The organism is Peptoniphilus lacrimalis DSM 7455 (genome assembly GCF_000378725.1).
Taxonomy (GTDB): domain Bacteria; phylum Bacillota; class Clostridia; order Tissierellales; family Peptoniphilaceae; genus Peptoniphilus_A; species Peptoniphilus_A lacrimalis.
Window position 1 is genome coordinate 1 of sequence record NZ_KB900387.1, and the last position, 1,045, is coordinate 1,045.

The 1,045-nt window shown below is 29.8% G+C and carries 1 protein-coding gene, 1 tRNA gene and 1 rRNA gene; all 3 read right to left on the reverse strand.

Annotated features, from left to right (window positions below):
- Positions 1-7 precede the first annotated feature (7 nt).
- Positions 8-83: transfer RNA gene (locus tag F594_RS0109090), tRNA-Ala, on the reverse strand.
- 30 nt (positions 84-113) lie between these two features.
- Positions 114-647, reverse strand: coding sequence for a hypothetical protein (locus tag F594_RS0109095; RefSeq protein ID WP_019035360.1), 534 nt, complete (start codon positions 645-647; stop codon positions 114-116).
- A 339-nt stretch (positions 648-986) separates the two neighbouring features.
- A 16S ribosomal RNA gene (locus tag F594_RS0109100) occupies positions 987-1,045 on the reverse strand; the annotation flags it as partial.

Here is a 1,045-nt window from a genome sequence, read left to right on the forward strand (position 1 = left end):
TTTTGAATGGTGGAGATGAGGAGATTCGAACTCCTGACCCCCTGCTTGCAAGGCAGGTGCTCTCCCAACTGAGCTACACCCCCATATATAATTAAATCAAATCACCTGTTCAATTACTTAACTTCAGCGGACCATATCTTTACACCGTTATCTATATAACCACCATTGGGATAGTCATAATAATATCGATGTGCTCCTATGCATAATTTTGCTGATTGAATAAATTTCCTATTTTCATTAAGCCTATCAACTCTATAAACAACTTTTAAGTATCTTGAAAAATCAATATAACCAGGCATATCTATAGTAAAAACACTATACCAATTAACCCTAGTTGCATCTATTGAAATATTTATAATTCCATCAACTGTTTCCACATCATTAAATGCACCGGCATCTGTTAAAAAATCAGTAACAACATGATTGAATTTTGATGAGTTTCTAATTAATTCAGCTGTAGAAAAAGTTTGTCTACCAAGAAATTTACTTCCTTCTATTTCAACAACCCTCTCATAATTATTATCTGAAAGTTTATTATCAATACCACTTAATGATTTAATATATGTTGAATTAATAAAATTTTTCTCAAAAACCAAAACAATTTGTATTAAGAATATAAATACAAATATCAATGATATTTTTTTCATTTGAACCAATTCCTAATTAATACAATCCAATATCGCAAAATCTATAATATCAGTAATTTCAAAAATATTTATTATCAACTAAGGAATAAGTAACCTATGATATCATTCTTTATCTTTCTACTTCTAAAATTAGATAGCAATATAGCACAAAGATCCCAAAGTAATTTAGCAATAAGAAAATCCTACAAAATCAATCATAACCTTCCTATAATTTAATATACATATATTAATAGGGTAACTAGATTAATTATAATATATAATTAATAGTGTAAGAATAATTTCGTTTTTCCTCATCTTCCATAGTCCTTGGACTATGGAAGATTTTGGTTTTCTCCTTAGAAAGGAGGTGATCCAGCCGCACCTTCCGATACGGCTACCTTGTTACGACTTCACCCCAG